We start from the raw sequence: 26,578 nt of genomic DNA on the forward strand, positions 1-26,578 counted from the left end.
CACTAAAAACAACAATTATTGTCAACATAACAGATGAAAAAGGTTGTATTTTGGGATATTGACGGGACGCTTTTAAACACTAAAGGGGCGGGGCGGCTGTCGATGGAGGTAGCGATCGCAGAACTGACAGGCGATCGCACGGATTTGTCAGCTTTGAATATGGCGGGATTGACAGATTGGGATATTTGCAGCAGGATTTTAGAAAAGTGCAATCTTGAACCGACGGCGGAAAATATCGAACAACTTCAGAAACTCTACATTAAACATCTCCCCGAAATGTTGCTGCGATGTCGGGGATATGTGTTGGCGGGAGTGCGGGAAATTTTGGAGAATTTGCAACAGCGCACGGATGTTTTATCTTTGGTTTTAACCGGAAATATGGAAGCCGGGGGAAGGGCTAAATTGGCTCACTATGGTCTGGATTCATACTTTCCCCTGGGGGCGTTTTCGGGGCGATCGCGCGATCGCGTGGAAATTGCACAACGGGCTGTGGTTTTAGCCCAGCAACAGTTAGGGAAAGTCTCCCCGGAGCGATTATATGTTATTGGTGATACGCCCCACGATGTGCGCTGCGGGCGGGCGATTGGGGCGAGGGCGATCGCGATCGCTTCAGGACACCATGGCGCTGAAGAGTTGAGAGATTGCGGTTCTTGGTGGGTTTGGGATGCACTTCCCCACCCCCAGCAGTTTTTGGAGACGGTGGGACTTAGGGAAACTGTTTATTGAGTTGGGCTACTTTGCACTCAAATTAGGGCTGGGAGTATCGCGTCGCTGACTGATTTGGGTTCAACTGTCTGAGTTGGTGCTTCTGGCTGTTGATTTTTTAGTCATGAGTATAGCCATGGGAGACGAATACATTGAATCTAGGCGATCGCTCCTCCCCTTGTCAACCCCTTTATTCTTTTATGGCGACGATTTGAGCCAGGGGTTATGATGGATAATCATAAAAAAGGAGATGTTTCGGAAGGAGAATTTAGAGGTGATGGAGTGGCAAAGTGTGGTTAACTCGATTGATGAGTTTGTGTTTGAACAAACTGGGGAACACTTGGATAGTCTGCAATTAGCGATTTTAAAGGGAGTCCTGAATGGGGACAAGTATAGTGCGATCGCCAAGCAGTACGGATGTAGTACAGGTCATGCCAAGGATAAAGGCTACGAACTGTGGCAGTTATTATCAAAAGTCTTTGATCAAGATGTTAATAAATCAAATTTAGTCGCTACAGTTGAGCGTTTAGGGTTTGTAAATTATCAGTCTCCTTTTATTGGCAATAATGTGCGCGTTAATACTATTAATCTTTGCAGTAATTATGAAACAGCCAATTTAGAACATCAGGATAAAGTCCATCCTGAATCTCCAGTCAAAAATACCATATATGAAGACCAAATAGTTGAACATATCTTGCAAGAGACTAAATTTAAGGCGGTGGAGAAACTAAGTCAACTCGGTTTAACACCGGAACAAATTGCCGAATCCTTAGATTTACCCTTACCAGAAGTTCAGAATTGGATCGAGTAAATTTATGTGAATTTTGAGAATTATGGATTAGATTATCTGGCATCACAGTATGGATTTTGGATGACACTATTCGGTTCTACACTATCGATAAGCCAGGTACTTTTATTTTGGTCAAAAATTAAATTAAATATCAAGCTTTCACAGGGAGTCTGGCCATTTTTCATGTGGTATTTCAACCACACTTTAATTTTGGCTTTGCTATTATTTTTAGCAAAAGTCTGGAAAGCATAAACCTCAACTTTTCGGACAGAATCCCACCAATTATCCTTAACCCTTTGAGCGGCTCTTCGTCGCCAAGGGTCGCTGAGTAACTTGATAGCCTCTTTTCTGTTACTGGTGGCTAACTGATAATACCTAACAATTGTTTGTTTAGGATCTGAATTTAGCCCCGCCGTTTGATTTGCAGAGGATTGCGAAGCTGTTTTTTGAATTTGGGATTGCCAACCGAAATAAACAGAGGCACTAACAATACACAAGGCTACAGCAATCCACTTTTGTGTTTTTGATACTTTAAATTGAGCAACTTTTAATTGTATCCATTGAACAAATGGATGAGTGGGTTTGCTGGGGGTAAATTGATTAGTAGGTGCAGGTGGTGTAGGAAGGATAGTTAAAGGTGATATGGATATGGGCCTAGGCAATGGGCTTGGAGGGACATTAGGTGATCCATAACTTGGAGTAATAGTAGGTTTATTTAAATTAGAATTAGCGCAATTTTTGATAATAGTAGGTAAAGATGAACTTCCGGTATTAGGCGAAGCTGATCCGGCAGGATTTTCAAATATATCAACCCCAATTTGAGCTTTCCGTTCACACCAGTAACATCTGCCATAGGTTCTAGCATAATAATGCTGTTCTCCGGCCACAGAACATTGTTTTAAATCCTTGATTGCCACTTCTAAAGCATTTTGCCATTCCGATGCACTAGGTCGAGCATAAGGATTGCGATGTCCATCATCAAAACAGCGACGAAATAAGGCTTGTAGCTGAGGATGTATCACATCAAATGATATGGTTATGGGACTAGGTTTAACCTTAGAGCTTTTACCATAGACCCAGTGTCCTTGAGCAATTTTTTCTCCTAAACTTGGAGGGTCACCAGAGCCATTCCACTTACCTGAAAACGGGTGATCGTTAAAAAGTAACTGCCAAATTAGAATAGCTAATCCAAAGCGATCATGTACTTCGTGCCTATCGAAATCGCGAAAGCTTTTTCCGTACATTTCCGGTGGCGTATATTCTTCCACCCCGACATTACAACGATAGACTTTTGAATTGCGAGGATTTGTTACTTGAAAAGAATCGGTGTCTATGATAGAAACATAAGTATTTCGTTTTACCAAAATATTTTGACCATTAATATCTCCTATGACATATTTTTTGGCATGAATAGACGAAATACAAGCCGCAATATTCATAGCTGTAGCGTGTAAGTATAACCAATTAAAAGTCGGGGCGTTTTGTTTTCTAGCAGCAGGATGATATATAACTGAAAATTCTAATGTATTGCTAATATAAGGCAGTAAAAACCCTTTTGGTATTCCTTTATCTGTGAGAATACACTGCGGCCAAACAATTGAGATATGTCCATTTTTTAAAGCTGGTTGCTGGGGAGAATTACTAATCATTAAGCGTAGTTTATCCCAAGTATCACTGGGTGCTGACTTAAGATATATCTTGGCTACAAAACCAGCCTTGCTAGTCTCATAAATTATTGCTTCTCCTCCTCTGGCAATTTCTTTGTTAAGACTAACCAACTCTCCGGTTGTTTCAGATTTGAGATACTTCATAATACTATCTACTTTGATTTACATAAATATCAACACTAATGATTAAGATTAAACTGTATACAATATACATTAATATTTGCATCAATAATCCATTAGACAAAATACTTATCAAAAGGCTGATTAATGTCATTAAAATAACTATTAGGATTATGTATAACATTTTGTTTACCCAAGGTTGTATAGAATCAAGACTAAATTTATATTGCCAATATTGATGGTTTCGATTACCTCTATGATTGATGTTTACTTCTTTAATCGGCAATTCATAATCATTAAAGTCAATTCGTCGCAGTAAATCAATGAAATTTTTTTGATCTACTTTTTGGTCGGATATGACAGAGATTGTTAAAATTCTTTTTTTAAAACTTAATTTTATATCTATATTATGATACTGATTCTGGGTGAATTTATAAATGTCTTCCTTGATTTTGTCAAATTCTGGCTGAATATTATATGATGGTTGGCTATTTAGTGAATCATCTTCCAAAGATTCAATGGGATCTCTTGATGTAGATGGTGATTGAGAAATAGCAGAAGGGGAGGGGGAGGGATTGAGTTGGATGTTTGATGATTGAATGGGACCTGATGAAGAGTTATGATTTTGACTATTTTGAATACAAAGTAATACCGTTTTGTCATCATCAGTTCTTTGATTTATGTCATCAGATTTTAGCCAATCACTGACAATATTTTTTTTCTCCGCTTCTGTTTTATGGGAACGCATAATTTGTGTTTCCACAGGCTCAAAAAACTTATCATAAGCCTTCCATTGTTTAGATTTAATCAACGAAATATGTTCTATGCCATCAGTAGCTGCACAAATAAAATCAATCGGTTCAGCAATAACTTTAACTTGCATATACTGATCAGCAGAAGCAGAAGTTATCGGGACATACTCATTCGCATATTCTCCTTTTTGAGGTTGGAATATAAGTTGATAATTTTGAGAAGATTGGGGACGGATTACAATTAATCCATCACCACATTGCATAGCAACAAGCCAATTAGGTGTGGCGATAAATGCCAATAGCGTACAAGCCATATCTCTAACTGAGTAGCCTTCTTTTTTAGCCACAGTTTGAATTTCTTTGACTACAGTTTCCAATAATTCATCAAAAAAGGCTTGGGCTTGACTCTCATTTATAGAATTATTTAACCAATCCCGTTGATTGAGACAGTTAAGGGTTGTTTGCACTGCTATTTTTGCACCCAAATCAGAATGGGCGGCACTCCCCATTCCATCAGAAACAGCGCCAATAGTTACCTGATTATTTGAGATGATTTGATGACCGCAAAAATCCTGGCACGGAATACCTGTTTTGATATGTCCTGAGCCTATTTCACTACACCCAATTGCTTGCCACTGCATGATAAAATCCTATTGATAATTAAGTGCCAACTACCCATCCGCTTGCGTCTGGCAAAGCCACTTGAGCGCCACTACCTTGACTCCGAGATACTGATCCCATTGACCTAGACAACCAGGTAAATAGCTGATTAAATGCTAATCCTTGTAGCTGTTGAGGAGGTATAGATCCGGGGGGAACGATTTGCGACAGGGTATTCATGTCTGCACCTTGAACAGCAATGGCAAAAAAAACCACCTTTTTATTAGCATAAAATTGATGAAGCATTTGAGCGGCATTTTGCCAACTATCAGTAGGTGCGCCATCTGTAATCATTAACAACCAAGGTCGATAATAATCAATACCATTAGCTCTAAGAAGCTGCTTGTGAGATTCGATCAGATTGAGCGCTGTTCCAATACCTTCGCCCATTGCCGTTGTACCTGTGGTTGACAGGTGAGGAGGATTAAATTGATCAAAGTCAACAAAATCTTGAACGACATTTACATAACTATCAAAGGTGACAATTGCCACTTGTACACGCCGAGCAGCTAGGCTGTCTTGGCTTAGTTCTTGCTGAAAAGTGACTAATCCCTGATTTAATTGATCAATGGGTTGACCGCTCATTGAACCTGATGTGTCCAGAAGCAAAACAACTGGACAACGAGGATCGGGGTTTTCGGCATATCCGGGCTGAAAATTCATGTAATTCTCCTTAATTATTCAGATTAATTAACTTGATTTCCCCAGCTTGTATCTATTCTGAATCGCCACATGGTTGGTTTTGAGGATATATTGAATTTCATAGTTATTATAAGCCAACTATACGAATATGTGAAAGCCGGAAAAAGACGGAAAAAAACGGAAAAAGACGGGAGTTTGATTAAGAAATGTAAAAATTTATGGTGGTTGCCTCTAATAGTAGAAAATGGGATGTTTCAGAAGCGGAATTGAGAGGCAATGGAGTGTCAGCAGTCGAGCGATTCAACTGGGTAAGGCTTGGATAGTCTACCGTTGGTGGTTTCAAAGGCAGTGCCGACAGGTCAAAATAGAGAGCGATCGCACCTTCTCCAACCCTTCCTAAAATGCTATACTATCCCCCATAATCTGCGATGAGAAACTATTTACCATGATTCAAGACTTTGGGATTATCATTGCTTGTTGTTTTAAGGACTACCACTTTGCGGCAGGATGTTGTGCTAGTATTCGCTACTTTGGCGGGGATGTTCCTATCTGTTTAATCGTTGATGGTGATTTTAATACAACCAGCTTAGAAAAAACTTACGGTGTTAAGATTATTAATCAAAAGACGGTCAAACATCCGTTTCTAAAGGAAAATAGTTTTGGTTGGGGCTTGACTAAAATGATTGCCTTTTGGGAAAGTCCTTGGCAGAATTTTCTGTTTTTAGATGCGGATACAATAATCTGGGGGGATGTGCTAGATTTTGGGGATCTTGAACATTATGACATGATTATTGATCATAATTTGGAGGATTGGAAGGCTGAAGATATTTCGCGTTTATTCTTTGACTTGGAGGGGATGAAAAAGCACTTCCCTGATTTTAATTATCAAGATCGACCCTATTTTGTCACTGGGGTATTTTGGGGCAAGAGGGGGATTTTTAGCTTGGCTGAATATGCCGAACTGTTGGAGTTTAAGAATCGATACCCTGATGTTTTTAAATATGGCGAACAAGGACTATTAAATTTCATGATTTTTCGAGCATTAGATGAGGGCAAAATTCATCTGAAAACTGCACCAATGCAGGTTTTGATGTGGAACTATTCCCAAGAAGAAATGCGTCAACGTTTCCCCCTTGAGGACGGAAAAATTGGGAATCGCGACTGGCATAAAGAGGCTTGTGTGATTCATTGGGCGGGAATCAAACCATTCCTTGTTAATGATGTTTATTCAGACCCGATGACTTTTATGCAGCAGAAGTTTTATGAAGACTCTCAATGCCTAATTTATGGCAATGTTAAGATTAATTTGCTGCTCGAAGATTTGTGGCGCTATCGACCCACCCGAAAATTTATTAAAAAACTGTTTGGGTATTTGCTCAAATCCCCCAGTAGTCTATTTTCTAACACCTAAACTGTGGGTAAAAATCGAGGCTGACAGGTGAAATTGTCTGATGATAAATTTGGTATTTGCCAGTTCATTAACCAGATTTAAAGACAATTTATAATTTGTATATTCAGGGTTTAATTACTGTCCTCATTTTGTCGGGTATTGCTATAAGTGTCGATGAGCATTTTAATTTGCGTTAAAGCCTCATTAACTCCCTGTTCTCCCGTGGGAGAAAGACGATCGCCTAAATCAAAGTTATCGCCGGGGACTGCTACTAGCCAGGCTTGGGGTGTGTATTCATACAGAGTTTTGGCTAAGGAAAGCAGCGATCGCGGATTGATAGAATGACCAAAGTTAACCACTGTTTCTGAGTCATCAGGTGTCAGGGGTGAGACTTCCACCACTTCCCCAGTAATACTAGCATCTACGAAAATCCCATAGTTAAAATGGGTTAATTCTTCCGCTATTTCCGGGGTTAATTGGTGAACTGAAAGCGATCGCACATTAGGTTTTTTCCACTCTTCCACCAGCCTGGCTACCTCCTGTCCAATGCCATCATCACCCCTTAACTGATTACCATAGCCAATAATTAAAAAAGACTTGACATTTTCCATCGTATATGTTAGTAGTACAGTTAGCCGTAATTATCTGTTAAAAGTACCCAATTTTGATACCGTACTCCGGGAATTTAACAATATTCTACGGTAACTTCTTTCTGCTTTTGTTTGAGTAAGTTTACCAAATCTTCAATTAAACTGCGTCGAATCGAGATATTTTTAGGAAGCAGAGGATTTTGGTAAAACTCATTAATCTGTTGACCAACCAAAAGGAAAATAGAATCAGCCTCTAAAATTTCTCGCGCCAGAAGTACCGCACCATTTTGGTCAGAAGGAAGCCGGGTAATATCACAATTACACTGGCGGAGAACTGCTGTAGCTTTAGAAATCGTCAAAATTCCCTCAGTGACCAAATCAATTTCGCTTAATTTACCGATAGGGGGTAAATCTTTTCGCATGGTGGAAATATCCATTTCCACAGTTTCCCCCATATAATTCGCCACCAGGTTTCCTGTTGTACCCCCACAGATAACTTTACGACCTTTAAAAGTTAATAAACGTTCCGCATATAACTCATCCTTGTTAATATCTAAAGGGGGTCCTGTAAAAATCATGACCGGGTTACGTTTGCGGACATAAATACCAACAAAGGTAGCATCATCTCCGATGTTATCTCGATAAAGCGATCGCGTTTCCGCCATCACCTGTTCAATAATGCTACGGGAGTTAGTCGCCTGAGTCATAAACACTTTTTCCATGTATTTAGCGATATTGTCCCACCCCCACCCAAAATTCATGGTATCCCCTAAACCCGCATAAAGAACCCCATCACTAATAGCGCCTAGAAAGTCTCCCCTTTGTAGCTGTCCTTCCGAGGAAATGATTTTTTTACCGAGGATTTTTTCAGTCTTAGTATCTAGTGTAATTACCCGTCCTTTGTTAAAATAAAATATAGGGGGGTTATCAAAATTAATCACCTTAAAATGACTGCTTTGGTGGTCAATCTGAATAATGGTAAATGTAGCGTAAGCAATTTGGCGAACTTGACAAATTGGCAGGGTTCCGATCACAGTTTTGATGACTTCCTCCAGGGGAACATCAGCATTTAACATAGTGATTAAAATTTCCGTAGTCAGGGTAGCTAGGATATTAGCTTTTACCCCACTTCCCAAACCATCAGAGAGGACGATGGTGCTTTTAGTTTCAGTTTTGGTAAACTTAACCTGGTCGCCACAGAGTTCTTCGCCTTTTTTATTAAGGTGGCGATCGCAAATATCAAAAAAGTTATCTTGACCCATAAGCCGACTCAACTACTTGGTTTGGTAAACAAAAATATGCTATTGGTTAATCATCTGGATAATTTTGAGAAGACTAACCTTAGTTTCGGCGGTAGTTTCTCCGAGTAGTCCAGCGATTTCTTGGGCAACTTTCATTTGATTGTCAACCACTTCGTTAACTTTTTTAACGGTTTGTTCCCGGATATCATTGATTTCTTTTTTCCGCTGCATTTCCGAGGTAATATCCGTCATAATGCAGGCGATGATATTTTCATCTTTAATCGGAAAAATCACCTCTTTTAAATACAGATGATGATTCTCATATTCCACCTCTATCCCCTGCATCATTTGGTTTTTTTCCCAAACTTTTTTGAAGCGGTCTACATTCCCCAACAAATTAAAAGCGGGAGTGCCAATAATCTCGGCAGCCTCGACCTTAAAAAAGTTACAAAATGCCGGATTAACAACTTTAATATTCATGGAGACATCCACGGCAATTAAACCGTTAGGGTCATATTCCCAAAGCAGTCGCCATAAATGGGGATTCTCATGATTTTCTAGCATTATGAATTCAAGGGTAAATTACTATTCTGAATCATCGGCAAAATTTCACCGATAAATTTATCTTCGATATTTTTCGGGCTGATATTAATAAAGTGTTGGTCTTGGTATTTCATGACAATACCGGAACTACAGGTTTCCAAGCAAAACGAACCTTTAAGTTCAATGCGGCTTTCTAGTTTATATTCCGCGATTAATTCCTGAAGTTTTGGCAACACTTCATAAACGCCCATTTGGTGACAAGCAGACCCCATACACAGGTATAAGTTTTGTTTTGCCATATCAATTATTACCCAAGTTAAACAATAAATATCCCGCTGGTTTGGGAGGCAACCAGCAGCGGTTGCCTCTGTGTTTAATCGGACTTAATTACGATAAACCTCATCAACAATTGTGCCATCAGGTTTAAGTAACTCAATATGTAGTGGCATTTGACCAACAGCATGAGTTGAACAACTTAAACAAGGGTCAAAACAGCGAATACCAGCTTCAACTCGGTTTAACAAACCTTCGGGGATTTCATTACCATGGATATAATGCTTGGCAATTTGGGTAACAGTTTTATTCATTGCCAAGTTATTTTGTCCGGTAGCAATAATCAAATTCACCTTTTGAATTAAGCCATTTTCATTGACTTTATAATGGTGAAATAGAGTGCCGCGAGGGGCTTCACTAACTCCCACCCCTTCCAAGTTGTTAATTCCGGCATCAGCACGGACGCGGGAGGAGGTAATATCAGGGTCTTCTACCAAAGCCTCGATCGCCTCAATACAAGCCATAATTTCCACTAAACGGGCGTAATGGTAGAAGAAGGAAGAAGTAGCAACCCGACTACCAGCGCGATCGCGAAATTCCCGCAATTCCCGATCAGCATCGGGTGTTCCAATTTGATCACAGACATTCAGCCGCGCCAAAGGTCCAACCCGATAAATACCATCAGGATATCCCAGAGGTTTATAATAGGGGAATTTGAGATAAGACCAATTTTCCACAGCCTCACCCAAATAGTCTTGGTAATTATCCTCACTCAAACCATCAGCGACAATATTACCATCACTATCAATAAAGCGCAGATGTCCGCCATAGTGTTCCCAATTACCATTAGGAGCCACTAAACCCATAAATAGAGAGGGGAATTTACCAAATATATCGACCTCAGAAGCCAAGTCACTATCGAGGAGACGCTTTAATAAATTTAAAGCTAATTCGGTAGTTTGGCGGGCTTCTGGTAGGCGGTCTTTTATCCATTCCAAACCTTCCTGAGAAAGAGGCGATCGCACCCCTCCCGGAACCGCCCAAGCCGCGTGAATTTTCCGCGCCCCCAATAGTTCAATTACCGTCTGACCAAACTGGCGTAGACGAATACCCGCCCTAGCCAAATCTGGATCAGCCGCAATTAATCCAAATACATTTCTTTTGGCGGGGTCACTATCCCAACCTAACAGAAAATCAGGGCTACTGAGGTGGAAAAAACTTAAAGCATGGGACTGAGTTAACTGGGCTAAATTCATCATCCGCCGCAATTTTTCCCCGGCTGGTGGCACTTGTACCGCCAGAATTTTATCCCCCGTTTTAGCCGCTGCTAAGAGGTGACTAACCGGACAAATCCCGCAAATACGGGCAGTAATTCCGGCCATTTCAAACATCGGTCGTCCTTCGCAGAACTTTTCAAAACCCCGAAATTCTACTACATGAAATCGGGCATCTTCCACCTCTCCCGCATCATCCAAATATATGGATATTTTGGCATGACCCTCAATGCGGGTCACTGGATCAATAACAACTGTCTTAGCCATAGTATCAAATCACCTCTCCAGGGAATCAACAATCAATAATTAACCAGATAATTGCGGGCTAACCATTAATTTTATAGTCAGTCAACAACAGGGTAGCCTTAGCCAAATTTAATCATTTCCCGCCCTTCCATTTTCGGCATTTTCCCTTCCACCAAAGGCGCGAGGGTAGCCTTAATGCGATCGGAACTAGGGGGACATCCCGGCATAAAAATATCAACATCTACGACTTCATGCACTGGACTAACACGCTCAAGCAATTCGGGAACAATACCGGGTTCTCTGGGAAGTTGTGGGGTAAAATCCCCTAGTTCCAAATAGCAGCGTTTGAGTACATGATCGGTGCTACCCAACATATTCCGCATGGCGGGAACATTCGCAGTGACAGCACAATCTCCAAAAGAAATCAAGAGTTTGGTGCGCGATCGCACTTGTTTAATTAGTTCCAGGTTATCTTCGTTAGCGATACCACCTTCGACCAAACAAACATCAACATTTTCGGGATATTCTTTCAGGTCACAACCCACCGGGGAGTAAACAACCTCGACTTTTTCCGATAGTTCAATCAGCCATTCATCCAGGTCTAAAAAAGACATATGACAACCCGAACATCCAGCTAACCAAACCGTAGCAAATCTTATCTTTTCCATTCGTGTTTCTCCCGTGCATTAACTAAGAATTCTAATTTAGCGCGATCGCGAGTCATTTCAGCCACCGTCGCACCTTTACGGAAAATGGAACCCGTCGGACAAGCATCAACACATTTACCGCAGGAAGTACAGGCATCCACAGCCCCCCAAGGTTGATTAAGTCCGGTAATCATTTTAGCAGCAGGGCCGCGAAAAGCCACATCCCAAACATGAGCGCCTTCGATTTCATCACATACTCTTTGACAGCGAGTACAGAGAATACAGCGGTTATGATCAATACCAAATTGAGGGTGAGAAATATCAACTTCTCGCTGTGGGAAACGGTAGGTAAAGCGGCTATGATCCATACCTACTTCAACGGCGACATCTTGCAATTCGCAGTTTTCATTAGCCACACAAACAGCACAAACATGGTTGCCTTCTGCAAATAGCATTTCCACAACCATCTTGCGATATTCTTTAATCTGGGGGCTATTAGTGCAAACTTCCATCCCTTCCGCAACCGTAGTTACACAGGAGGGCAAAAGTTTATTAATTCCGGCAATTTCCACCAGACATAAACGACAAGCGCCCACATCAGAAAGACCATCTACATGGCAGAGGGTTGGTATTCTCACCCCCGCCTCTTTGGCGGCTTCTAAAACGCTCGATCCTTCTTCGATCGCCACATCAATGCCATCAATTTTTAAGGTGACAACGGACATAGTTTCTCCTTTCATTAAGGGAACATCTTACCGGGAGTCGGGAATATTGTATATTCGCGATTTTCCCAGTTATTTCTAGTTTAAACAGGCGGCTAAATCAGCTTCGGGAGTGGTAATAGCCTGTAGGTTGTATTTTGCCGATAGGATAGCGAAGACATTAGGGGAAATGAAAGCCGGTAAAGTCGGACCCAAACGGATATCTTTGATACCCAAATATAATAGTGTCAGCAGAACCGCCACAGCCTTCTGTTCATACCAAGACAAAATCATAGATAGAGGAAGTTCATTAACTCCGATATCAAAGGCTTGGGCGAGTCCTAGGGCGATCTGAATAGCCGAATAGGCATCATTGCACTGTCCCACATCCATCAGCCGAGGAATGTTACCAATTTCCCCCATTTCCTTATCAAAAAAGCGGAATTTTCCACAGGCGAGGGTTAACACCACACAATCTGAGGGAACCTGATCGACAAATTCGGTATAATAATTGCGATCGGGTTTAGCCCCATCACAACCTCCGACTAGGAAGAAATGGCGAATTTTGCCTTGTTTAACCGCCTCAATCACCTGGTCGCTAACATTTAATACCGCATTACGGGCGAAGCCAGTTTTTACCTGACGGGGTGGTTCATCTTCTGCAAACCCAGCTAAAGCCAGGGCTTTGTGAATGGCGGGGCTAAAATCTGGGGTAAGATTTGCCCTATCTTCGAGATAGTTGATGTCAGGATATCCCACCGGACCGAGGGTAAATAATTTATCCTCATAGTGTTCGTGGGGAGGCATCAAACAGTTAGTGGTGATGACGATCGCACCGGGAAACTTAGCGAAATCCTTGGTTTGATTTTGCCAAGCTGTGCCATAGTGACCGTAAAGGTGGGGATATTTTTGTTTAAGGACTGGGTAGCCATGGGCGGGTAGTAACTCGCCGTGGGTGTAAACATTAATACCAGTATTGGCTGTTTGTTGAAGGATGGCTTCGAGTTGTTTAATGTCGTGACCAGAGACCAAAATGGCTTTCCCGGCCTTTGCATTCAGGGGAACAACGGTAGGGATAGGATGACCATAATGGTTAGTGTGTCCCGCGTCGAGAAGTTCCATAGCCAACAGGTTCATTTCCCCGACTTTCATGGCTAGATTAACCCAATCTTCTAAACCGAGACTAGGTTCTTCCAAGGCGGCGAGGGCTTGGTGACAGAAACTATAAATGCGATCGTCTTCCTGACCAAGTTCTTGGGCGTGGAAACTGTAGGAAGCCAAGCCCTTCAAACCGTAGAGGACGGTAAGTTTGAGGGAGAAGATATCGATGTCTTGACTAGAGTCGGCAATAAAGTTACGGGAAACTTCCTCCCCCTGGGCTACTAAACTATCAGTCCAGTCTGGTTGATAGGTAGCAGCTACAGACCAACTGATGGGGCGATCGCTCATCTGTTGAATTTCGGTTTTGAGTTTTTCCCGTTGGGCGATCGCCTCACGGATATAGCTGTAAAAGCGTTTACGGTTAAAGTTAACATTCGTCATCGTGGCGAACATCGACTCACAGCAAAACACATCCACAGCATGGGTATCAATGCCCAATTCCTTAGCCTTCAAAGCCACAGGCGCAATACCACGCAGACAGTAAATCAATAGGTCTTGAACCGCATTTACATCCGGTCCTTTACCACAAGCGCCCCACTGGTGGCAACCTTGACCGCTGGCAGTTTGTTCGCATTGTTCACAAAACATGAATCAATTCTCCTAATTGAGCTTCCTAGTTTCCTGTTTAGCTTCCCTATGTGAAATATCAGTGAACCGCCACCTTAGCGTTAGTAGTTTGAAGCAACTCCAAATACTCACTCTCGAAATACTGCAACGTACTGGTAACCGGGTTAGGGGCTGTCATTCCCAAGCCACATAAACTGGTAGCCCTTACCATGTCGCACAACTGTTTAAGTTTTTCCAAATCAGCAGGGGTAGCCTGTTTATTGAGTAACTTCGTAAGCAACTGGTACATTTGCACAGTACCCACACGGCAGGGGATACACTTACCACAGGTTTCACCCCGGCAAAATTCCATATAGAATTGAGCCACCTGCACCATGCTAGTGTTTTCATCCATCACCACCATGCCCCCAGATCCCATCATAGATCCCAATTTAGTCAGAGATTCATAATCTACTGGGGTATCGAGAAACTGAGCCGGGATACAACCGCCAGATGGTCCCCCTGTTTGCACAGCTTTAACTTGCAGACCGCCCGGAATACCGCCGCCCATCTCTTCCACAATTTCGCGTAGGGTAATACCCATAGGCACTTCAATCAGGCCGTTATTGCGGATTTTACCCGTCAGAGAGAAGATTTTAGTACCCTTGCTTTTTTCAGTACCAATTTGATTGTACCAGTCCGCCCCGTTGCGGATAATCGGGGCTATATTACCCAAGGTTTCCACATTATTAATCAGGGTTGGGCAGTCCCACAACCCAGAAACGGCGGGATAGGGAGGACGAGGACGGGGGTTGCCGCGACCGCCACCAATAGAAGCAATCAGCGCCGTTTCTTCGCCACAAACAAAAGCACCCGCACCAACCCGAATATCAATATTAAAGTTTATGGAGGAACCAAAGATGCGGCTACCTAACATACTCTGACGTTTAGCCTGTTGAATGGCTTTCTGTAGCCTAGTGATCGCTAGGGGATATTCCGCCCGAACGTAGATATAGCCTTGGGTTGCACCTACAGCATATCCAGCGATCGCCATTCCTTCCAGGATACGGTGAGGGTCACTTTCTAAGACACTACGATCCATAAACGCCCCCGGGTCGCCCTCGTCAGCGTTACAGATCACATATTTTTGTCCTGGGGGCATTTTAGCCACAGTCGCCCACTTTAACCCCGTGGGATAGCCAGCCCCTCCCCGTCCCCGTAATCCAGATTTAGTAATTTCTGCCACTACCTCTTCTGGAGTCAGGTCATAAATTACATGATGTAAGGCTCTGTAGCCTCCCACGGCAATATATTCCCCGATTTTCTCCGGGTCAATTTTGCCGCTAAATTCCCGAACGATTTTTAATTGGCGACTAAAGAAGGGATGATTGGGATCACCTTGAACTGGTTTCGCTTCCCCGCCTTTCAGCGCTTCGATAATAGATGGGGCATCTTCGGGGGTGACTTTTTCATAATGAATGCCGTTAGGTTCGACTTCCACCATGGGGCCGCGTCCGCAAAACCCCATACAGCCTACACCGACTATTTGCACGTCCGCCTCAAGTCCTGACTCTTTCAGCGCATCTTCCATCGCCTTTTTGACTTCTAGGGACTCAGAGGCTTGACAACCAGTAGATGTGCAGCAGTGGATACGGATACTTTTTTGGTTGTTGCGTTCCTTTTCGGCTAGTTCGACTAATTCAGTCAATTCCATAATATTTTAGTTCTCCTCTCTCAATGGAGTTGGGGTTATAAGTGGCATTTAGGCCTCGGCTGAACCCTGCCACTTTTGCAGTCGTGCTACCGCCATTTCTGGGGTTTGCTGACCTGCAACTTTCCCATCAAAGACAGCCGCCGGAGCAATACCACAGGCTCCGATACAGCGGGCGGTGACAATAGATATCTGGCCGTCTGGCGTGGTTTCCCCTGACTTGATTCCGGTTTTTTCTTCTAAGGCTGCTAGGACTTCTCCACTGCCTTTAACATAGCAGGCTGTCCCTAAACAGACCACGCAGGTATGAGCGCCACTGGGTTTTAGGGAAAATAGATGATAGAAGGTGGCGACTCCGTAAACTTGGCTCAGGGGGAGTTGGAGTTGTCGCGCAACGTATATTAATACGTCTTCTTCTAAGTAGCCAAATGCTTCCTGGGCTTTGTGCAGCACTTCGATTAGGGCATCCTGACTATATTGGCTGCGTTTCATGGTGATATCCAGTACCTTGAAACGTTTATCGCCACTGGGATGGTTTGACGCTGCTTTACTTTTGGCAGATTTTGGGGCGGTTTCTGTGGAATCGGGCATAGTGATTTTACAGTAATTTCTACAGAATTTCAACCCTATTAAATATGATCAATATTGATCCCCACAGGGTTGATGTTCTATTTTGATGACAATTCATGCTAATTTTGGGGACATTTTTGGGACAAATCCCCAAAACAACTGTAGGGTTGTTTATCTCCAAATATTTCGTTAGTCGAACATTACAACATTCTGTTCTAAATGTTAAGTATAACGGCAAACCCCGGAAAAAAGTATTAAGATAATTAAAAGAATTTCTGCCTCTGCTGGTGGGTCTGCTAACAGTGATTATGCTTAGTTAGCCTGTCATCAAACTACCACAGAGCCTAGAGATAGCCTCGGGGTTGCTATTGGCAACCTAAATGAGAATAATTATCATTCAAGGGATGAAATATATGTGTCTAGCAGTTCCGGGAAAACTCGTGAGTATATCGGGAGATGATCCTTTATTAAAAAAAGGTCGCGTCAGCTTTGGCGGGGTAATTAAAGAGGTGAGTCTGGCTTATGTTCCTGAAGCCCAAGTGGGTGATTATGTTTTGGTTCATGTTGGTTTTGCTCTGAGTCGGGTAGAACCAGAGGACGCTTTACAAACCTTAGCAGATTTACAACAGATGGTGAAATTGGGTTAAAATTTGTTAAGACCTGATTTATATTTACAGCTTCCTATAGGATAATAAATAGGGTAAGGTAGGAGGCAGTCAAGTTCCAAAAACCCTTAACAAAGATTTAAAGATTGTGATCTGACTCAGGGGAAAGGAACCTTTGAATCAGACAGCCGGCGCAGAGGTATTGTTGTCAAAATCTAGGTAAATTATCGACCCAATTTTTTTTTGTTGAATGACACAATTTAGGGCGATCGCTTGGTAAAGAGAACTGTCAAGGACAGGGCCAAGGTAAATAATGCGATCGCCTCAGATCAGCTCGTCAATGGTTGTCCGATCACAGCCATCAACGCGGTTAATTCCGCAGGTTTTAAAACTGGGTTAAATCCCAAGTAAATGAGAGGATTTCAAGTATGAATACCAGACAGTATGCCACCCTAGACGGGAACGAAGCCGTAGCCCGTGTGGCTTTTCGTCTCAATGAAGTTATTGCCATTTATCCCATCACTCCATCATCACCCATGGGAGAATGGGCGGATGCTTGGACATCAGAAGGACAACCCAACATTTGGGGAACTGTTCCCGCAGTAGTAGAAATGCAAAGCGAAGGAGGCGCGGCGGGGGCTGTTCATGGTTCCCTACAGGGAGGGTCATTAACCACGACATTTACAGCATCCCAGGGATTATTATTAATGATTCCGAACCTGTACAAAATCGCCGGGGAACTAACCTGTGCGGTTCTCCATGTGGCCGCCAGGTCGATCGCCGCCCAAGCCTTGTCTATTTTCGGCGATCACAGTGACGTAATGGCAGTGCGGGCTACTGGTTGCGGATTATTATGTTCAGCCTCAGTCCAGGAAGCCCATGATTTAGCCCTAGTCGCCCAAGCAAGTACCCTGAAATCAAGGATTCCATTTATCCACTTTTTTGATGGATTCCGCACCTCCCACGAAGTGCAGAAAATCGAACTCCTCGAAGAAAGCGACCTGCGGGCGATGATAGATGATGAGGACATTTATGCACACCGCGCCCGGGGACTAACACCCGATCGCCCTGCTTTACGAGGAACCGCCCAAAACCCTGATGTTTACTTCCAAGCGAGGGAAAGCGTCAACCCCTTCTATAACGCCTGTCCAGAAATGGTGCAAAAAGCCATGGACAAATTCGGGGAGTTGACGGGACGGCACTATAAACTATTTGAATATCATGGCGCACCGGATGCCGATCGCATCATTATATTAATGGGTTCGGGCTGTGAAACCGTCCACGAAACCGTAGATTATCTGACCGCGCAGGGAGAAAAAGTCGGAGTCCTGAAAGTCCGTCTGTATCGACCCTGGGATGCTAACGCCTTTATTGGCGCTGTACCAAAAACCGCCAAAGCGATCGCCGTTTTAGACCGCACCAAAGAACCCGGTTCTAGTGGCGAACCCCTATATTTAGATGTCGTCACCGCCATAAGTGAAAGCTGGGAAGGACTCGCCCCCAAAATTGTCGGCGGTCGTTATGGGTTATCCTCCAAAGAATTTAACCCGGCTATGGTAAAAGCCGTTTTTGATAACCTGCAACTCGACAAACCCAAAAATCACTTTACCATCGGTATTAACGATGACCTCACCCACACCTCCCTACCCTTTGACCCGGAATTTTCCACCGAACCCGATAACGTCATCCGCGCCATGTTCTATGGTCTAGGGTCTGATGGTACTGTAGGGGCTAACAAAAACTCCATTAAAATTATCGGAGACGAAACCAGCAACTACGCCCAGGGTTACTTCGTCTACGACTCTAAAAAATCCGGCGCTGTCACCGTATCTCACCTGCGCTTCGGTCCTAACTTAATCCGCTCCCCCTATTTAATCGAAAAATCCAACTTTATCGGCTGTCACCAGTGGAACTTCCTAGAAAAACTCAATGTAGTTGATGCCGCCACCAATGGGGCGACCTTCCTGCTGAATAGCCCCTACGGACCTGATGAAGTCTGGAATTACCTACCCATTGAAATTCAAGAACAAATTGTCCGCAAAAATCTCAAACTCTATGTCATCGATGCTAATAAAGTAGCCCGTGACAGTGGAATGGGTAGCCGTATCAATACGGTGATGCAGGTCTGTTTCTTCGCTTTGGCGGGAGTTCTACCCAAAGATGAGGCGATCGCCAAAATTAAAAAAGCGATCGAAAAAACCTATGGTAAAAAAGGTTCAGCCATTGTCCGCATGAACCTCCAAGCCGTAGACAATACCCTCGATAACCTCTTTGAAGTCAATATCGGCGAAGCCAATAGCCACGTACGCATAGCGTCGCCAGTCCCTGCTAACGCCCCTGATTTTGTCCGGGAAGTCGAAGGGATGATGTTAGCGCGCAAAGGCGACCAACTCTCCGTCAGTCAACTACCCTGTGACGGAACCTATCCCACAGGTACATCAAAATGGGAGAAACGCAACGTCGCCCAAGAAATCCCCGTTTGGGATGCTGATGTGTGTGTGCAGTGTGGTAAATGTATCATGGTCTGCCCCCATGCCGTAATTCGTGGTAAAGCCTACGATGAAAGCGCCCTAAATGGTGCGCCGGAAACCTTCAAAACCACTGCTGTCCGTGATAAAGCCTTTGAAGGGCAAAAATTCACCATCCAAGTATCTCCAGAAGACTGTACAGGTTGCGGTATCTGTGTCGATGTCTGTCCGGCGAAAAATAAATCCATGCCCTCCAAAAAGGCGATTAACATGGAGTATCAGCCACCCATACGAGCCACCGAACGGGATAACTGGGAATTTTTCCTCAACTTGCCTAACCCCGATCGCCGTAATTTGCGATCGGATATGATTAAACAACAACAATGGCAAGAACCCCTGTTTGAGTTCTCTGGCGCTTGTGCGGGTTGTGGCGAAACTCCCTATATCAAGTTAGCAACCCAACTATTTGGCGATCGTATGGTTGTCGCTAACGCCACCGGCTGTTCTTCTATCTATGGCGGTAACTTACCAACTACACCCTGGGCGCAAAATGCCGAAGGTCGCGGCCCTAGTTGGTCTAATAGCCTATTTGAAGATAACGCCGAATTTGGTCTAGGCTTCCGTCTGTCCATTGATAAACATACCGCTTTCGCCTGTGAATTGTTGCAGACATTAGGCGGCATTGTCGGCGATGAACTGGTAGCCAAAATTATCAATAACCCCCAAAAATCCGAGGCTGATATTTGGGAACAACGGGAACTCGTCGCCCAGGTTAAGCAAAAATTGCAAGGGTCTGATGATACCAACGCCAAACAGTTACTCAGTCTGGCTGATTACCTCGTCAAAAAATCTGTCTGGATACTCGGTGGCGATGGTTGGGCCTATGATATCGGCTATGGCGGTTTAGATCATGTCATTGCTAGTGGTCGCAACGTCAATATCCTGGTCATGGATACTGAGGTCTACTCTAATACTGGTGGTCAGTCTTCTAAAGCTACTCCTCGCGGCGCGGTCGCTAAATTTGCTGCTGGTGGTAAGCCTTCACCTAAGAAAGACTTGGGTTTGATTGCTATGACCTACGGTAACGTTTATGTCGCTTCTGTGGCTATGGGGGCGCGGGATGAACACACCCTTAAAGTCTTCCTGGAAGCCGAAGCCTATGACGGCCCTTCCTTGATTATTGCCTACAGTCACTGTATCGCCCACGGTATTAATATGACCACGGCTATGAGTCACCAAAAAGCAATTGTCGAAAGTGGTCGTTGGTTGCTTTATCGTTATCATCCTGACCTGAAAGCGGAAGGTAAAAATCCCCTACTTTTGGATTCGCGATCGCCTAAAAAATCCATCGAACAATCCATGTACGCCGAAAACCGCTTTAAAATGCTCACCAAAACTAAGCCCGTTGATGCCAAACGCTTGCTGAAAGAAGCCCAGAAAGACGTTGACACCCGTTGGCAAATGTATGAGTATCTGGCGGCGCGTCCCTTGAATGACGAAGGTAATAAACCCAATACAGACACCTCTGGTGACAAAGAGTGAAGCTCCTAAACCGATGGTAGACAGAAACTCCTAGTCCGGTTCCTAGTGTGGGGGCGTGCCTATTTTTCGCCCCTACAAACCGGACTCCTAGAACTTTTCGCTGTTCCTATCCACTTTTCATAAGGAATCGATATTATGGATTTGAGTACGACCTATTTGGGATTGAATTTGAGGACTCCCATTGTCCCTTCCGCCGCCGCCGTTTTATCAGAAGATGTCGATAATATTCGGCGTATGGAAGATGCGGGCGCATCAGCGGTGATTTTACACTCCCTATTTGAAGAACAGTTACTGCGAGAAAAATTTGAACTTAATCACCATTTGGAATATGGAACTAATAGTTTTGCTGAGGCTTTAACTTATTTTCCTGAACCCGAAGAATATCACGTCGGACCAGAACTTTATCTTGAGCATATTCGCTTGGCTAAGGAATTGGTTGATATTCCCATTATTGCCAGTTTAAATGGTTTCTCCTCCGGTGGTTGGGTGGAATATTCCAAACTCATGCAGGAAGCTGGTGCAGATGCGATCGAGTTGAATATTTATTATGTCCCCACCGACTTTGATATGAGTGGGGCTCAGGTTGAGGAAAACTATATCACTACTCTCCGGGAAGTTAAAGCAGAGGTCACTATTCCTGTGGCTATGAAACTTAGTCCCTTCTTTAGTAATATGGCAAATATGGCGAAACGTTTAGATGAAGCCGGAGTCGATGGACTCGCTTTATTTAACCGCTTCATACAGCCAGATATTAACCCAGAAGAACTAGAAATTGAGGTGAGTTCCGTTTTGAGTTCTCCCCACGATATGCGCCTACCTATGCGCTGGATTGCTATTCTTTATGGTCGGATTAATGCCGATTTAGCCTCGACTAGCGGTGTCGCACGCGGTCACGATGCTATTAAAATGTTGATGGCGGGGGCTAAGGTAACTCATGTTTGTTCCGCTTTATTGCGCCATGGTATCGGTTACATTCAAGTGATGGAAGATGAGATGAAACACTGGATGGAAGAACATGAGTATGAGTCTGTTAAACAGATGCAGGGTTCTATGTCTCAGCGCCATTGTGATGATGAGTCAGCCTATGAACGCGCCCAGTACATGAAAGCGATTACTTCCTACGTCCCAGAACATAGTTTATTCTAGTTCATTCTAGGATATGATTCTTGGATAATAATTTCACCATATCATCACCCCTCAGTTTTTGCTGGGGGGCGGTTTGATAACTGTTCTAAAAAATATAGCCGATATAAATCACAGCCAATTTTAGCTAGGTTATCCTCAAAGTTAATTAATCCTAGACTTTCTAATTTATAAGCAGTAATCGCCTCTAAAGGTACACCCTTATCGGATTTTAAGACTTTATTTAAAGCCAGATACAAAGACGAATCTTGTTGAATTGTTACTAATAAATCCCGCAAATGGGAACTATAAATTCCATCAGGTTGCCGGGCATTTTTGATTAAATTTTCCAGAGAAATCCCTGATTTACTAATAGTATAAAAAGCCAGTTGTACCAGATAAGGATGTCCACCCACCATAGAGATTAAGCCTTCTAGCCGTTTAAGTCCACTCTCCCCCGCCGCCCAACTTAACTCATATCTTAAAGCCAGAACTTGCACTTGTGGCGGTGTAAATTGGGGTAGTTTTAACACCAAACCCACATTAAAAGGGGATTGATGTAACTGTAAAGGTACATAAACTTCGGTGCTATGAACTACAATTAAGCGCAAATTTTTCCAGAGTTGATTATGTTTAGATAGTTCGTGCCACGATCGCAACATAGGCAAAAAATCACTAGCAATAACCGGATACTCAAACAGGCGGTTAACCTCATTCATAGCAATCACAATCGGGGTGTCTTTAGTGATGAATAGATATTCCTCAAAATACAGCCGACAGGAAACTTTAGTCCCTAAATCTATATCCCAATATTCATCTAGTTTCGGTGGTATCTTTAACTGCTTACTCGCATTAGCACAAAACCATCTGACCAGTTGTTCTAGGGAATTAAAAGTATCAGCGTCTACTTCCAAAAAATTCAGATAAACTGTACTATATCCCCAATCAACTGCTTGGGTTAACATCCTATTAAGTAGGGAACTTTTACCCATTTTCCGAGGTGCTTTAATCCTCACGACACAACCCGGTTGTTGCAGTTCATTATAGCCTATATCTTCAATGGGTGGACGTTCTATATAAAAGGGAGAGTTAATGGCAATTGGGCTCCCTGGGAGTTCGATATTACTGCCATCATTAGGATTGAATGAATTACCTGCAAAAGTTGCTAATTTCTGAACAGGGGGGGCAGTTAATGGTATCTGCTGGCGAGATTTAAGGACAAGTTTTAGATTTTTTTTGCTAACTTTTGTCCCCATAGCCTCGGAGAGTTCCTGCCATAATCGTCCACCAACTTCTTTAACATAATCATTAGCGTATGCAGATTTTTGGGAAATTTCACTGTAGGTCTTACCGACCCATGATTCAGATAAAATTAAATGCTCAATGGGGGAAAGCGATCGCCCCAGGAATACTTCTTCTATAAGTTTTAAGGCTTCAGGAAAATTCATGCCAAGGCAGAATAATTGAGCAAGGGTAATTTGATATATAATCACACTTTACATATCATAACGAATATAAGACCCAAATACTTAGATTTGGGTCTTATATTCAAGCATCCCTAACAAGGGAATTGTGATGATCTGCTGAATAGCGATATTTATTGCATTCTCATAGCAGCCACTTGGGAGGTAGAAAACTCAGTTATTGCCCCCAATGCTACATCAAATAAGCGACTCGGTTTGAGGTCATCCTGAATTAAACCCCAGAGTCGTTGGACTTCAGCGGTATGTAGGCGATCGTCTTCTGTCAACGCCATCACAATTTGACGACGGAGAAAACTACCCTCCTCTGAAAACAGATATTGTAAACCTAGCTGTGCGGTGGGGAGAATATCAAAATTGCCGTCAGTTTGAGCGATCGTAATCATATTTTCCAGACGATGCCACTGGAAGCGGCCATCTTTAAATAACACCTCAATCAACCGTCGTCGCAAAGCCGGAGTTTCTCCCTTCAACAGGCGACGCGCCACATAGGGATAAGCTACCTCAACGATTTTAAAATCCGGGTCGAGACTGAGGGCAATTCCTTCCTGAGTTACTAGAGACCGAATAATCAGGGCAAATTTTGCCGGAACCCGGAAGGGGTAATCATACATCAATTCCGAGAAACTATCGGTAATAGTTTTAAAGTTAAAATCCTTAACACTCTCCCCAATAATATCCCCCATAACCGCCTCTAAAGCCGGAATAATGGGAGCCATATTAGTATTAGGTGCTAAAAATCCCAACCTGACAAAATCTTCCGCCAACTCCTTATAGTCTTTATTGATTAAATGAACTACGGAATCAACCAGAGTTTCCTTAGTTTCCTGGCTTAACTGATCCATCATGCCAAAATCAATAAATGCCATGCGACCATCAGGCATAGCAAACAGATTTCCGGGGTGGGGGTCAGCATGGAAAAAACCGAACTCTAGCAGTTGTCGCAAGCCACTTGTCACACCGACAAAAATCATTTTACTCAGATCCAAACCCGCCGCTTGGACACTTTTAATATCGGTCAACTTCAAGCCGTTAATCCATTCTAAGACTAACACCTGATGGCTGGTATATTTCCAATAGATTGAGGGAACTTTGACCGTTGGATCATCATCAAAATAGGTGGCAAACCTTTCAGCATTTCGACCCTCATTAATATAGTCGATTTCCTCAAATAATTTGAACCCAAATTCATCGACAATTAGGGTTAAATCATGACCCAAATTCAGCGGTAAAATGGGAGACAACCAACCCGCCGCCCAACGCATTAAATACAGATCCAGGGTGAGAGTTGGTAACAGGAATGGTCTTTGCACCTTAACGGCGACCTCTTCCCCTGTCAAAAGTTGTGCCTTATAGACCTGACCCAAACTGGCGGCGGCTACGGGTTCAGGGGAAATTTCTCGGAAAACACTATCTAAATCGCGATCGAGTTCTTTCTCGATGATCGCCATGGCGATCTTAGTATCAAAAGGGGGTAACTGATCTTGAAGTTTGGTTAATTCTTCTAAAAAGTCCTTGCGAATGAGGTCAGGACGGGTTGATAATGCTTGACCTACTTTAATATAGGTGGGACCGAGGCGGGTGAGAATATTACGCAGTTGGGCGGCTCGTTTCGGGGTTTCGGTAACATTCCGATGTCGCCATTGATCCCACAGTAGACCAATAATGAACCCTGAAAAAAACCATATAACCGTGATCACGCGCCAGATGGCCTTCCACAGCCGACGGCGATAATATTGAGCAATGGCTTGAGGATCGTAAACTCGGCGATCGCTATTTTGGTAGGGGTTCACTCCTTTTATTTCCTCTTCATATTCCTAAGTTTGGTCAACTGATTGCCTAGTTACCTGCAACCAAGGGGGGGATACATAGATCCCCAGGGTGAATTGATGATTTTTTATCGTTATGTTAACTATAATATACAAAACGACATACAACACTCACCCGGTCAACCTATAGCCCCCAATTTTAGGCAATCTTTGACAGCATAGATTACCCGGTCTTGTTGTTCGGTGGAAAGTTCCGGGAACATCGGCAAAGACAAAACTTGGTGGCTGACCTGTTCTGCTACCGGAAAATCACCGCAGCCATAGCCTAAATCGCGATGAACCCCCTGTAGATGGAGGGGTATGGGGTAGTATACGTTAGTGCTAACTCCAAGGCTCTGGAGTTGTTCTCGCAGGCGATCGCGTCCTGACGAGTCCCTATTATTATTCACATATCTGATAGTGTACTGATTCCAAACGGTCTCGCCGCCTGCAGTTTCTGCTGGGACAATTAAACCGGGTATCCCCTCAAGTCCCTGAGTATATCGAGAAGCGATCGCCTTTCTCTGTTGATTCCAGCGCGCCAGATACTCTAATTTAATGCTTAAAATCACCCCTTGTAGGGCATCAAGACGACTATTAATCCCCAACAGTTCGGAATTATATCGCTCAGGCTGACCGTGATTTTTCAGCACCCGCAACACACCCGCCAGATCACGATTATTAGTTGCGATCGCCCCTCCATCTCCACAAGCCCCTAAATTCTTAGTCGGAAAAAAGCTAAAACAGCCCAGATATCCCATACTACCCACCTTAGCATCACCCCAACTGGCTCCGGTAGCTTGGGCGCAATCTTCAATCACCGCCAAATTATGAGACCGCGCTACCGCCATTAATGCGGTCATGTCCACAGGGCGACCAAACAAATGCACCGGAAGGATAGCACGGGTTTTGGCAGTAATCGCCGCCTCAATTTGACTAATATCTAAGTTGAACGTATCCGGGTCAATATCCACAAATACCGGGGTGGCTCCCACGGCACTAATCACCTCAGAGGTAGCAATAAAGGAAAAACAAGTGGTAATCACCTCATCGCCGGGGCCGATTTCTAAAGCCCGCAAAGCCAAAAATAGGGCATCAGTACCAGAGTTGCAACTGACCAACTCAGAAACGCCGATATACTCGGCAAACTTTTCCTCAAAACTGTCCACAGCGTAGCCACCAATGTAGCGACCACTAGCCAGCAAGTCCAGTACCTCCCGACTAAGGCGATCGCTGATCATTTGATACTGTTGGGTTAAATCAAGGGCAGGAATTAGGTTCACGCGCTTCTCACACCACACTATACTAAAATGAGTTTTTCCC

General features: G+C 43.5%; 24 protein-coding genes. 8 read left to right on the plus strand and 16 right to left on the minus strand.

Annotated features, from left to right (window positions below; all coding sequences use genetic code 11):
- Positions 1-33: 33 nt before the first annotated feature.
- From N39L_RS23675 to N39L_RS23685, 3 genes are all read left to right on the plus strand, one after another.
- Positions 34-726, plus strand: a complete 693-nt coding sequence (locus N39L_RS23675) for an HAD family hydrolase (RefSeq protein ID WP_014276566.1) — start codon at positions 34-36, stop codon at positions 724-726.
- A gap of 76 nt (positions 727-802) precedes the next feature.
- Positions 803-934: a hypothetical protein gene (locus N39L_RS23680; RefSeq protein WP_286131455.1), complete on the plus strand. Its 132-nt coding sequence runs from the start codon at positions 803-805 to the stop codon at positions 932-934.
- Between the two features lie 21 nt (positions 935-955).
- Entirely contained in the window at positions 956-1,516 is a 561-nt protein-coding gene (locus N39L_RS23685; protein ID WP_231851991.1) for a helix-turn-helix domain-containing protein, read from the plus strand.
- A gap of 32 nt (positions 1,517-1,548) precedes the next feature.
- On the opposite strand, the gene N39L_RS23690 is transcribed toward N39L_RS23685, so the two are convergent.
- From N39L_RS23690 to N39L_RS23700, 3 genes are read right to left on the minus strand one after another with little or no spacing between them, the layout of a single operon-like run.
- Positions 1,549-3,306, minus strand: a complete 1,758-nt coding sequence (locus N39L_RS23690) for a helix-hairpin-helix domain-containing protein (protein ID WP_014276568.1) — start codon at positions 3,304-3,306, stop codon at positions 1,549-1,551.
- Between the two features lie 4 nt (positions 3,307-3,310).
- On the minus strand, positions 3,311-4,675 hold the full coding sequence (locus N39L_RS23695; protein ID WP_006619161.1) for a PP2C family serine/threonine-protein phosphatase: 1,365 nt from the start codon (positions 4,673-4,675) through the stop codon (positions 3,311-3,313).
- A 19-nt stretch (positions 4,676-4,694) separates the two neighbouring features.
- Positions 4,695-5,357 carry a vWA domain-containing protein gene (locus tag N39L_RS23700; RefSeq protein WP_006619162.1) on the minus strand — a complete coding sequence of 221 codons (663 nt, stop codon included), beginning with the start codon at positions 5,355-5,357 and terminating at the stop codon, positions 4,695-4,697.
- Positions 5,358-5,580: 223 nt separating this feature from the next.
- Here N39L_RS23700 and N39L_RS23705 point away from each other — a divergent pair, with 223 nt between their 5' ends.
- Together N39L_RS23705 and N39L_RS23710 are read left to right on the plus strand one after the other, a co-directional pair.
- Positions 5,581-5,736, plus strand: coding sequence for a hypothetical protein (locus tag N39L_RS23705; RefSeq protein WP_157888733.1), 156 nt, complete (start codon positions 5,581-5,583; stop codon positions 5,734-5,736).
- 45 nt (positions 5,737-5,781) lie between these two features.
- A complete protein-coding gene (locus N39L_RS23710) occupies positions 5,782-6,747 on the plus strand; it encodes a glycosyltransferase family protein (RefSeq protein ID WP_006619163.1) in 966 nt (321 codons plus the stop codon).
- A gap of 110 nt (positions 6,748-6,857) precedes the next feature.
- On the opposite strand, the gene N39L_RS23715 is transcribed toward N39L_RS23710, so the two are convergent.
- From N39L_RS23715 to hoxE, 10 genes are all read right to left on the minus strand, one after another.
- Positions 6,858-7,337 (minus strand): hydrogenase maturation protease, encoded by a 480-nt coding sequence (locus tag N39L_RS23715; protein WP_014276570.1) that lies wholly within the window; start codon positions 7,335-7,337, stop codon positions 6,858-6,860.
- A gap of 74 nt (positions 7,338-7,411) precedes the next feature.
- On the minus strand, positions 7,412-8,578 hold the full coding sequence (locus N39L_RS23720; protein WP_014276571.1) for a SpoIIE family protein phosphatase: 1,167 nt from the start codon (positions 8,576-8,578) through the stop codon (positions 7,412-7,414).
- Between the two features lie 39 nt (positions 8,579-8,617).
- Positions 8,618-9,121, minus strand: a complete 504-nt coding sequence (locus tag N39L_RS23725; protein WP_006619166.1) for a PAS domain S-box protein — start codon at positions 9,119-9,121, stop codon at positions 8,618-8,620.
- On the minus strand, positions 9,121-9,399 hold the full coding sequence (locus N39L_RS23730) for a (2Fe-2S) ferredoxin domain-containing protein (protein ID WP_006619167.1): 279 nt from the start codon (positions 9,397-9,399) through the stop codon (positions 9,121-9,123). The genes N39L_RS23725 and N39L_RS23730 overlap by 1 nt, the downstream gene beginning before the upstream one ends.
- Before the next feature lie 84 nt (positions 9,400-9,483).
- Positions 9,484-10,914 carry a Ni/Fe hydrogenase subunit alpha gene (locus N39L_RS23735; RefSeq protein ID WP_014276572.1) on the minus strand — a complete coding sequence of 477 codons (1,431 nt, stop codon included), beginning with the start codon at positions 10,912-10,914 and terminating at the stop codon, positions 9,484-9,486.
- Between the two features lie 98 nt (positions 10,915-11,012).
- Positions 11,013-11,561 (minus strand): NADH-quinone oxidoreductase subunit B family protein, encoded by a 549-nt coding sequence (locus tag N39L_RS23740; protein WP_014276573.1) that lies wholly within the window; start codon positions 11,559-11,561, stop codon positions 11,013-11,015.
- Positions 11,549-12,265 carry a bidirectional hydrogenase complex protein HoxU gene (gene hoxU, locus N39L_RS23745; RefSeq protein WP_006619170.1) on the minus strand — a complete coding sequence of 239 codons (717 nt, stop codon included), beginning with the start codon at positions 12,263-12,265 and terminating at the stop codon, positions 11,549-11,551. The genes N39L_RS23740 and hoxU overlap by 13 nt, the downstream gene beginning before the upstream one ends.
- A 75-nt stretch (positions 12,266-12,340) precedes the next feature.
- Positions 12,341-13,990, minus strand: a complete 1,650-nt coding sequence (gene hcp / locus N39L_RS23750; protein WP_014276575.1) for a hydroxylamine reductase — start codon at positions 13,988-13,990, stop codon at positions 12,341-12,343.
- A gap of 58 nt (positions 13,991-14,048) precedes the next feature.
- The gene (locus tag N39L_RS23755; RefSeq protein WP_006619172.1) at positions 14,049-15,662 is read right to left on the minus strand and encodes a NuoF family protein; all 1,614 of its coding nucleotides are present in this window, start codon (positions 15,660-15,662) and stop codon (positions 14,049-14,051) included.
- Between the two features lie 48 nt (positions 15,663-15,710).
- A complete protein-coding gene (gene hoxE / locus N39L_RS23760) occupies positions 15,711-16,250 on the minus strand; it encodes a bidirectional hydrogenase complex protein HoxE (protein WP_006619173.1) in 540 nt (179 codons plus the stop codon).
- 392 nt (positions 16,251-16,642) lie between these two features.
- Between hoxE and N39L_RS23765 the strand changes: the two genes are divergently transcribed.
- The 3 genes from N39L_RS23765 (at position 16,643) to N39L_RS23775 (ending at position 21,990) form a co-directional block, all read left to right on the plus strand.
- The gene (locus tag N39L_RS23765; RefSeq protein ID WP_006624087.1) at positions 16,643-16,876 is read left to right on the plus strand and encodes a HypC/HybG/HupF family hydrogenase formation chaperone; all 234 of its coding nucleotides are present in this window, start codon (positions 16,643-16,645) and stop codon (positions 16,874-16,876) included.
- Between the two features lie 386 nt (positions 16,877-17,262).
- Positions 17,263-20,844, plus strand: a complete 3,582-nt coding sequence (gene nifJ / locus N39L_RS23770) for a pyruvate:ferredoxin (flavodoxin) oxidoreductase (RefSeq protein WP_006619175.1) — start codon at positions 17,263-17,265, stop codon at positions 20,842-20,844.
- A gap of 135 nt (positions 20,845-20,979) precedes the next feature.
- Positions 20,980-21,990 carry a dihydroorotate dehydrogenase-like protein gene (locus N39L_RS23775; RefSeq protein WP_006619176.1) on the plus strand — a complete coding sequence of 337 codons (1,011 nt, stop codon included), beginning with the start codon at positions 20,980-20,982 and terminating at the stop codon, positions 21,988-21,990.
- Positions 21,991-22,034: 44 nt separating this feature from the next.
- On the opposite strand, the gene N39L_RS23780 is transcribed toward N39L_RS23775, so the two are convergent.
- From N39L_RS23780 to N39L_RS23790, 3 genes are all read right to left on the minus strand, one after another.
- Entirely contained in the window at positions 22,035-23,414 is a 1,380-nt protein-coding gene (locus N39L_RS23780; protein ID WP_014276576.1) for an AAA-like domain-containing protein, read from the minus strand.
- Between the two features lie 149 nt (positions 23,415-23,563).
- Positions 23,564-25,240, minus strand: a complete 1,677-nt coding sequence (locus N39L_RS23785) for an ABC1 kinase family protein (RefSeq protein WP_014276577.1) — start codon at positions 25,238-25,240, stop codon at positions 23,564-23,566.
- A 155-nt stretch (positions 25,241-25,395) separates the two neighbouring features.
- Positions 25,396-26,538 (minus strand): DegT/DnrJ/EryC1/StrS family aminotransferase, encoded by a 1,143-nt coding sequence (locus N39L_RS23790; protein WP_006619179.1) that lies wholly within the window; start codon positions 26,536-26,538, stop codon positions 25,396-25,398.
- Between the last annotated feature and the right edge of the window lie 40 nt (positions 26,539-26,578).

The organism is Limnospira platensis NIES-39 (genome assembly GCF_026000695.1).
GTDB classification, from domain to species: domain Bacteria; phylum Cyanobacteriota; class Cyanobacteriia; order Cyanobacteriales; family Microcoleaceae; genus Limnospira; species Limnospira platensis.

Coding starts and splice junctions, on each gene's coding strand:
- N39L_RS23675 (WP_014276566.1), top strand. CDS start 34: ATGAAAAAGGTTGTATTTTGGGATATTGACGGGACGCTTTTAAACACT.
- N39L_RS23685 (WP_231851991.1), top strand. CDS start 956: ATGTTTCGGAAGGAGAATTTAGAGGTGATGGAGTGGCAAAGTGTGGTT.
- N39L_RS23690 (WP_014276568.1), bottom strand. CDS start 3,306: ATGAAGTATCTCAAATCTGAAACAACCGGAGAGTTGGTTAGTCTTAAC.
- N39L_RS23695 (WP_006619161.1), bottom strand. CDS start 4,675: ATGCAGTGGCAAGCAATTGGGTGTAGTGAAATAGGCTCAGGACATATC.
- N39L_RS23700 (WP_006619162.1), bottom strand. CDS start 5,357: ATGAATTTTCAGCCCGGATATGCCGAAAACCCCGATCCTCGTTGTCCA.
- N39L_RS23705 (WP_157888733.1), top strand. CDS start 5,581: ATGGGATGTTTCAGAAGCGGAATTGAGAGGCAATGGAGTGTCAGCAGT.
- N39L_RS23710 (WP_006619163.1), top strand. CDS start 5,782: ATGATTCAAGACTTTGGGATTATCATTGCTTGTTGTTTTAAGGACTAC.
- N39L_RS23715 (WP_014276570.1), bottom strand. CDS start 7,337: ATGGAAAATGTCAAGTCTTTTTTAATTATTGGCTATGGTAATCAGTTA.
- N39L_RS23720 (WP_014276571.1), bottom strand. CDS start 8,578: ATGGGTCAAGATAACTTTTTTGATATTTGCGATCGCCACCTTAATAAA.
- N39L_RS23725 (WP_006619166.1), bottom strand. CDS start 9,121: ATGCTAGAAAATCATGAGAATCCCCATTTATGGCGACTGCTTTGGGAA.
- N39L_RS23730 (WP_006619167.1), bottom strand. CDS start 9,399: ATGGCAAAACAAAACTTATACCTGTGTATGGGGTCTGCTTGTCACCAA.
- N39L_RS23735 (WP_014276572.1), bottom strand. CDS start 10,914: ATGGCTAAGACAGTTGTTATTGATCCAGTGACCCGCATTGAGGGTCAT.
- N39L_RS23740 (WP_014276573.1), bottom strand. CDS start 11,561: ATGGAAAAGATAAGATTTGCTACGGTTTGGTTAGCTGGATGTTCGGGT.
- hoxU (WP_006619170.1), bottom strand. CDS start 12,265: ATGTCCGTTGTCACCTTAAAAATTGATGGCATTGATGTGGCGATCGAA.
- hcp (WP_014276575.1), bottom strand. CDS start 13,990: ATGTTTTGTGAACAATGCGAACAAACTGCCAGCGGTCAAGGTTGCCAC.
- N39L_RS23755 (WP_006619172.1), bottom strand. CDS start 15,662: ATGGAATTGACTGAATTAGTCGAACTAGCCGAAAAGGAACGCAACAAC.
- hoxE (WP_006619173.1), bottom strand. CDS start 16,250: ATGCCCGATTCCACAGAAACCGCCCCAAAATCTGCCAAAAGTAAAGCA.
- N39L_RS23765 (WP_006624087.1), top strand. CDS start 16,643: ATGTGTCTAGCAGTTCCGGGAAAACTCGTGAGTATATCGGGAGATGAT.
- nifJ (WP_006619175.1), top strand. CDS start 17,263: ATGAATACCAGACAGTATGCCACCCTAGACGGGAACGAAGCCGTAGCC.
- N39L_RS23775 (WP_006619176.1), top strand. CDS start 20,980: ATGGATTTGAGTACGACCTATTTGGGATTGAATTTGAGGACTCCCATT.
- N39L_RS23780 (WP_014276576.1), bottom strand. CDS start 23,414: ATGAATTTTCCTGAAGCCTTAAAACTTATAGAAGAAGTATTCCTGGGG.